The sequence below is a fragment of the Collimonas sp. genome (assembly GCF_039923675.1).
Taxonomy (GTDB): Bacteria; Pseudomonadota; Gammaproteobacteria; order Burkholderiales; family Burkholderiaceae_D; genus Collimonas.
Map to the genome: position 1 here is coordinate 85637 of NZ_JBDTCG010000014.1, position 7043 is coordinate 92679.

Annotated in this window: 8 protein-coding genes; 3 read left to right on the plus strand and 5 right to left on the minus strand. The window is 55.9% G+C overall.

What is annotated here, in order from left to right; translation table 11 throughout:
* Positions 1 to 31: 31 nt before the first annotated feature.
* The 5 genes from accC to ABI171_RS02865 form a co-directional block, all read right to left on the minus strand.
* Positions 32 to 1414 carry an acetyl-CoA carboxylase biotin carboxylase subunit gene (gene accC / locus ABI171_RS02845; RefSeq protein ID WP_061937343.1) on the minus strand — a complete coding sequence of 461 codons (1383 nt, stop codon included), beginning with the start codon at positions 1412 to 1414 and terminating at the stop codon, positions 32 to 34.
* Positions 1415 to 1626: 212 nt separating this feature from the next.
* Positions 1627 to 2091, minus strand: coding sequence for an acetyl-CoA carboxylase biotin carboxyl carrier protein (gene accB, locus ABI171_RS02850; protein ID WP_348091094.1), 465 nt, complete (start codon positions 2089 to 2091; stop codon positions 1627 to 1629).
* 225 nt (positions 2092 to 2316) lie between these two features.
* A complete protein-coding gene (gene aroQ / locus ABI171_RS02855; protein WP_348091095.1) occupies positions 2317 to 2754 on the minus strand; it encodes a type II 3-dehydroquinate dehydratase in 438 nt (145 codons plus the stop codon).
* Positions 2755 to 2882: 128 nt separating this feature from the next.
* Entirely contained in the window at positions 2883 to 3404 is a 522-nt protein-coding gene (locus ABI171_RS02860; protein WP_348091096.1) for a TlpA disulfide reductase family protein, read from the minus strand.
* Positions 3404 to 4036: a hypothetical protein gene (locus ABI171_RS02865; protein ID WP_348091097.1), complete on the minus strand. Its 633-nt coding sequence runs from the start codon at positions 4034 to 4036 to the stop codon at positions 3404 to 3406. Before ABI171_RS02865 ends, ABI171_RS02860 begins: the two co-directional genes overlap by 1 nt.
* Before the next feature lie 187 nt (positions 4037 to 4223).
* On the opposite strand from ABI171_RS02865, the gene mpl reads away from it, so the two are divergent.
* The 3 genes from mpl to ABI171_RS02880 are packed head-to-tail and all read left to right on the plus strand — an operon-like array spanning position 4224 to position 6837.
* Entirely contained in the window at positions 4224 to 5612 is a 1389-nt protein-coding gene (gene mpl / locus ABI171_RS02870) for a UDP-N-acetylmuramate:L-alanyl-gamma-D-glutamyl-meso-diaminopimelate ligase (RefSeq protein ID WP_348091098.1), read from the plus strand.
* On the plus strand, positions 5609 to 6196 hold the full coding sequence (locus tag ABI171_RS02875; RefSeq protein WP_348091099.1) for a YqiA/YcfP family alpha/beta fold hydrolase: 588 nt from the start codon (positions 5609 to 5611) through the stop codon (positions 6194 to 6196). Before mpl ends, ABI171_RS02875 begins: the two co-directional genes overlap by 4 nt.
* Positions 6193 to 6837: a chorismate lyase gene (locus ABI171_RS02880; RefSeq protein ID WP_348091100.1), complete on the plus strand. Its 645-nt coding sequence runs from the start codon at positions 6193 to 6195 to the stop codon at positions 6835 to 6837. Before ABI171_RS02875 ends, ABI171_RS02880 begins: the two co-directional genes overlap by 4 nt.
* Positions 6838 to 7043: the final 206 nt, after the last annotated feature.

Here is a 7043-nt window from a genome sequence, read left to right on the forward strand (position 1 = left end):
CACCGCACGGAATGTTTGCGGTGAAAAATCCTTATTTCTTTACAGCCTTGTCCGTTTCCTTGGCTACCACCGGCCGTTCAGCCAGTTTGTGCTCCAGGTAATGGATGTTGGTGCCGCCTTCGATAAAGCGGGCGTCGATCATCAACTCGCGGTGCAGCTGGATATTGGTCTGGATGCCCTCGACCACCATTTCCGACAGCGCAATCTGCATGCGCTTGATCGCCTGCTCACGGGTAGAGCCGTAAGAAATCACCTTGCCGACCATCGAATCGTAATGCGGTGGCACGAAATAACCGGCGTAAGCGTGCGAATCGACGCGGATGCCGGGGCCGCCCGGAGCGTGCCACGACAGGATTTTACCTGGCGATGGCGTGAACTTGAATGGGTCTTCGGCGTTGATACGGCATTCGATGGCGTGGCCGGTGAGCTGGATGTCGCGTTGGCGGAAGCGCAGTTTTTCACCGGCCGCGATGCGAATCTGTTCCTGCACGATGTCGATGCCGGTGATCATTTCCGTAATCGGATGTTCAACTTGCACCCGGGTGTTCATTTCGATAAAGTAGAACTCACCGTTTTCATACAAGAACTCAAAGGTGCCGGCGCCACGGTAATCCATCTTGCGGCAAGCTTCGGCGCAACGGTCGCCGATTTTTTCAATGACCTTGCGTGGAATGCCCGGTGCCGGCGCTTCCTCGATCACTTTCTGGTGGCGGCGCTGCATCGAGCAATCGCGCTCACCCAGCCACACGGCATTCTTGAACTGGTCGGCCAGGATCTGGATTTCCACGTGACGCGGATTTTCCAGGTACTTCTCCATATACACTTCCGGATTGCCGAAAGCGGCGCCGGCTTCAGTCTTGGTCATGGTCACCGCATTGGCCAGGGCCGCTTCGGTATGCACCACGCGCATGCCGCGTCCACCGCCGCCGCCGGCCGCCTTGATGATGACCGGATAGCCGATCTTGCGGGCAATCTTGACGATTTCCTTGGGATCGTCCGGCAACGCGCCTTCCGAACCCGGAACGCAGGGCACGCCGGCGCGGATCATAGCTTGCTTGGCCGATACTTTATCGCCCATCAAACGGATGTTCGCCGGCCGCGGGCCGATGAAAACAAAACCGGATTGCTCGACGCGCTCGGCGAAATCGGCGTTTTCCGACAGGAAACCGTAGCCCGGGTGAATTGCCTCGGCGTCGGTCACTTCTGCGGCGCTGATGATGGCCGGCATGTTGAGATAACTCAGGCTGGACGGCGCCGGGCCGATACAGACCGATTCGTCCGCCAGTTTTACGTACTTGGCGTCACGGTCGGCTTCGGAATGGACCATCACGGTTTTGATGCCCATTTCACGGCAGGCGCGTTGGATGCGCAAGGCGATTTCGCCCCGATTGGCGATAAGGATTTTTTCAAACATAGGTGGTATGTGTCGCTATGGGTCAAGCGTTATCAAACTTTGGGTTGCCGCTACCGGCCCGGATTTGTGCTGCATCGATGAAAACGCTGACAAGTGCGGCAGGCCTGCATTGGCAACCAGAACGGCGAAATCCCGATGACGCGGATGCCGCCGTGCAGATTACGTACTACTTGCTGTGGCTGACTCGGTGTTGCCGACTCAGTGCCATCAAATTAACCAATGATGAACAACGGTTGGCCGAATTCGACCGGCTGGCCGTTTTCAACCAGGATCTTCTTCACTACGCCAGTTGCATCGGCTTCGATTTCATTCAGCAATTTCATGGCTTCGATAATGCACAGGGTGGCGCCTTCCTTGATTTCCGAACCGACTTCGACGAATGCCGGTGTACCGGGGGACGAAGAGCGATAAAAGGTGCCGACCATAGGCGATTTGACGATATGGCCTTCCGGTACCACCGCCACTGGCTCGACCGGCGCTGCAGCAGCTACTGGCGCGGCAACCTGGTAATGGGCAGGGTGTTGCTGTTGTTGTGGTTGCATCATGACAACCTGGTTTTGCTGGGACGCAGACGATTTGACGATACGGACCTTGCTTTCGCCTTCCGTAACTTCAAGCTCTTCGATGTCTGATTCCGCGACCAGGTCGATCAGCGTTTTGAGTTTTCTCAAATCCATATGCAATCCTTCAGAATATATAAATAATGAAAATTTGAAGCTATTTTCGTTTTTTTGGCATGCAGATCAGCGCAATTGCAATAGTTTGCAAAGACGTCGAGATTACTGCAAAGCTTTAGATGCTGCTGCAGAATTAATCTGGCGTTGTTGCGCGTCCTAGCCGTACTGTCTTCGTCGGCGCGCCTAGCCAGCTTAATTCTGCAACAGCATCTTGATAGAAATCAACTAGAGTTTCTTAATGGCAAAATCGACTGCGGCGCGATAACCATCCACGCCCAACCCGCAAATGACGCCGACAGCGACTTCAGATAAATAAGAGTGATGCCGGAACGCCTCTCGCTGGTGGATATTCGAGATATGGATTTCGACAAAACGGATTGCCACTCCCGTCAATGCATCCCGCAGGGCGACGCTGGTATGCGTGAGTCCGCCGGGATTGATCACAATGGCGTCGATGCCTTCTGCCTTGGCCGCATGGATGCGGTCTATCAGTGCACCTTCGTGATTGCTTTGGAAGTGCACAAGCCGGGCGCCAACTGCGGTAGCCTGGACCCGAGCTGCTTGTTCGACATCGCTCAGCGAGGTCGAACCGTAGACTTCCGGCTCTCTTGTACCCAGCAAATTCAGGTTGGGTCCGTTGAGTAGAAGTATATTTTTTGCCATGGAGATGATGCTCCGTTTGACGACGATGGCGCATTTTGCCGTCAAATGACGATGACTGGCAAGGGAAAATTTGTTTCTGTGAAATTTCAGTGCGGCATTGTTAAATGTTTTTTGATCAAGTTTTTCGCTTAGAGTAATGACAGGTCTTTGTGCAATTCGTCGAATTTAATGCTGCCAAGGTACATCTTTTTCACTTCGCCATCGCGTCCGATCAAGACCGTGAAGGGCAGGCCGCCAGCCTGGTTGCCAAACTGCCGCAGCAATGCGGTAGCGCCGCTACCGGCGACATACAACGGGTAGGAGATTTTGTATTTTTCGGCAAATTTTGCGATATTATCGGCAGAATCGATGCCGATCCCTATCACTTGAATGTTTTTTGCTGCAATTTCTGTCTGCAAGGCATTCAGTTCCGGCATCTCTTCCACGCATGGCGCACACCAGGTTGCCCAGAAATTGACGACCAGGGGTTTGCCTTTCCATTGTGACAAGGAACTACTCTTGCCAGCGGCATCCGGCATTTCCTGAGCAAACAAGGCTGCCACCGCAGCGCTCTCAGCCGGGACCGGGGTATGCCGTTGCACACCGAAATACACGCCGATCACGCAAAATAGGATCGCAATCGGCACAAATATCAAAATATTTCTTTTCATTAATCTTCTTCTTTGTTGATCAGTGCAAGTACCGCATTCAGATCCGCGCGTTCCGCTCGCTTGCCGGAGGCGGCCCTGATATTACCGCGCAAATCGTCAGTTTCATATAGGGTCAGATGCAATCCCTCTCTCTTATACATGAAACTCACAGTTTCCACGGGGTCGTTATTACCTCCGCTTTTAAGGGAGGGGCTGGAGGACAGTTCGAATTGCACATTCTTGTTAAACAGAAAAATCTCCACATCCTTTGGACTGTCTACAAACAAATGCAGGTAAATATCCGAGTGCTCGCCAGCAGTGCCATTGAGTACCGCGCCAGTAAGATAAGGTCTAAATTGCTGTAGTTCTGCCATGATCTCCACCGCCAGTTTGCGTAAAAGCAAGAGCCGTGCCGGTTGCGTATCGGCAAAGAACAATTCGTTATATATACGTACTTCGTCTTCGATCTGCGCGTTATCGGGCATGAAACTGCCGCTGCGGGCACGAGTGCTGCCGACGCACAGTTCCAGCGCCTTGCGTTTCGCAGTGCCGTAATCGGCGCCGTCTTCGGCAATCATGCGTGCCGCCGCCGCCGCAATTTCGGCGCGCAGCTGTTCTAGTTCGGGTGAAAGATTGGAAGCCATGACAGGCATGATATCTCAATGCGCAAATTACGATTTACCTATGGCTATCCCGGCCAGCGCTGAATCGCCGAAACACCGCACTTCAATCATCGACCACATCCGGGCATTGCACTTTTTGAACGCGCGGCTAACGGCGGTGGCGGCCGCTCAGGTAAAATCACGGTATTCCCTCTTTTCAGAATAGTGAAACTCAAGAATGCACATTCATATCCTTGGTATCTGCGGCACCTTTATGGGCGGTTTGGCAGTGCTGGCTAAACAGGCAGGGCATAAAGTCACCGGCTGCGATGCCAATGTGTACCCGCCGATGAGCACCCAGCTAGAGGCGCAGGGAATCGACCTGATCCAGGGCTTCGGCGTTGAGCAGATCGCTTTGCAGCCGGATTTGTATGTGATCGGCAATGTCGTGGTGCGCGGCAATCCGCTGATGGAAGAGATCTTGAACCGCGGCCTGCCGTATATTTCCGGTCCGCAATGGATCGGCGAGCATATCTTGCGCGACAAATGGGTGCTGGCAGTGGCCGGCACGCACGGCAAGACCACCACCTCGGCGATGCTGGCCTGGATTTTGGAAGACGCCGGCTACGATCCGGGTTTCCTGATCGGCGGCGTGCCGATGAATTTCGGTATCTCAGCACGGCTGTCAGGAAAAACCGGCGCGCCCGCGTCCTCATTCTTTGTGATCGAAGCGGATGAGTACGACACGGCGTTTTTCGACAAGCGCAGCAAATTCGTCCATTACCACGCCAAGACCGCGATCCTGAACAACCTGGAATACGATCATGCCGATATCTTCCCCGACCTGCGGGCAATAGAAACCCAGTTCCATCATCTGGTGCGCACTGTCCCCGGCGTCGGCCGCTTGCTGGTAAATGCCCGCGAGCCGGCACTGCAACGGGTGCTGGAGCGCGGCTGCTGGAGTGAAAAAGAGCTGTTCGGCGGCGAGCAGCAAGGCTGGGCGCTGATCACCCAAGACAATGGCCACTTTGAAGTGCGTTTCAATGGCGAGCTGCAAGGCAGTGTGCAATGGGAGCTGAGCGGCGAACATAACCGTATGAACGCCCTGGCGGCGATTGCCGCCGCGCGCCATGTCGGCGTGCCGCCGGCGCAGGCGATTACCGCGTTGTCGCGCTTCGAAAACGTCAAACGGCGCATGGAATTGCGCGGCGTAGTGCGGGAGATCGCGGTGTATGACGATTTTGCGCATCATCCGACCGCCATCGCCACCACTGTCGCGGGCTTGCGCAAGAAGGCCGGCAAGGCCCGTATCCTGGCTGTGCTGGAGCCGCGCTCCAATACGATGAAGCTGGGCGCCATGAAAGATGCCTTGCCTGCCAGCCTGAGCGAAGCCGACCTGGTGTTCGGCTACGGCGCCAAGGGCAGCGGCAAGGATGCACTGGACTGGAACCTGGCCGAAGCGTTGCAGCCCCTCGGTGGCAAAGCGAGTGCTTACAACGACCTGGAGCAACTGGTGGCGGCGATAGTCGGTGCGGCGCAGCCAGGCGACCAGGTGCTGGTGATGAGCAACGGCGGTTTCGGCGGCGTCCATCAAAAACTCTTGACGGCATTGTCGGCAGTTTCATGATCCTGTATCTGCACGGCTTCCGTTCTTCGCCAAAATCGTTCAAGGCGCGTTTGCTGGCTGAGCGCATGCAGCTGTTGGGTTTGGCTAGCGATTATCTTTGCCCGCAACTGCCGGCATCTCCTGCGGCAGCGATAGCCTTGGCGCAAGATGTAATCAAAGGTGGTGATCCGGCCGGTTTGACGCTGATCGGCTCTTCACTGGGCGGCTATTACGCCACCTGGTTGGCAGAGCAGACCGGTTGTCGCGCGGTATTGCTGAATCCCGCAGTCAAGCCGCCGCGCGATCTGGAAAAGTATGTCGGCGTCAGCACCCAATACCATTCCGACGAGCCGTTCGAGTTCAAGCGCGAATACATGGCACAGCTGCAAGCCCTGCAAATTGACGCTATCACTCAGCCGCAACGCTATTTCCTGATCGCTGCCACCGGCGATGACGTGCTGGACTGGCGTGAAATGGTCGGCCATTACCCACACGCCAGGCAGCAGGTAATCCAAGGCAGCGACCACGGCATCAGCGAATTTGCCGACTATGCCGATCAAGTACTGGCATTTTGCGGCGTAACAATATCGGGGCCGGCAGCGTGACGACGCGTTCCCGCACCATCGCCAAATGGCATGACCATGCCAACGGCGTCGATCCGTCCGTCAACATGCGCGACTGGCTGACAGATCGCGTCTCGCTGACCTACAAATTGATGGCGCACTGCCAGCAGTTCCGGGTCCAGTGCCTGCACCAGCGGCGGGCGCTGCCGCTGGCCGAGGAATGGCAGGCGATCAGCTTGCCACGCCGCCAGCAGGTGCAGGAGCGCGATGTCTTGCTACGCTGCGACGGTCGCCCCATGGTGCTCGGGCATACGGTGCTGGCGCTGGATGCAACCACCACCGAGTGGCCGTTCTTTGGCAGCCTGGGTGAGCGCTCACTTGGCTCCACTCTGTTTGGCGATCCGCTGGTAGAGCGCGGGCAATTGCAATTCGCCCGCCTGTACTGCAACCATCCGTTGGTGTGTCGCATGCGTGCCGCCAGCGGCATCGACAGTTTTCCTTACCCGTTATTGGCCAGACGCTCGACTTTTCGGCGCAAAACCGGCGTAATGCTGGTGACAGAAGTATTTTTCCCCGAGCTAGGTGAATTGCGAAGGGCGCGGTCAGATCACCGACCTACTCCACGCCTCGTCATTGCCGACCGGGTCATTTCCGCGAACGCGGAAATCCATTTTAGTGAGTAATTTGGGTCCCCGCGTTCGCGGGGACGACGTCTTGCCCGGCGATGGCGTCATCGAAAGTTCACCGTAAAATCAGAAATCAACACGTAAAGCATGCAATGAATCTATTTTTTGAAGAGTCCGGCGACTTTAAAGCAGGTGTCGTACTGTCGCAGCAAGGCGAGGCCTATCAGGTCGAGCTGCCAACGGGCAAACGCAGCAAGGTCAAA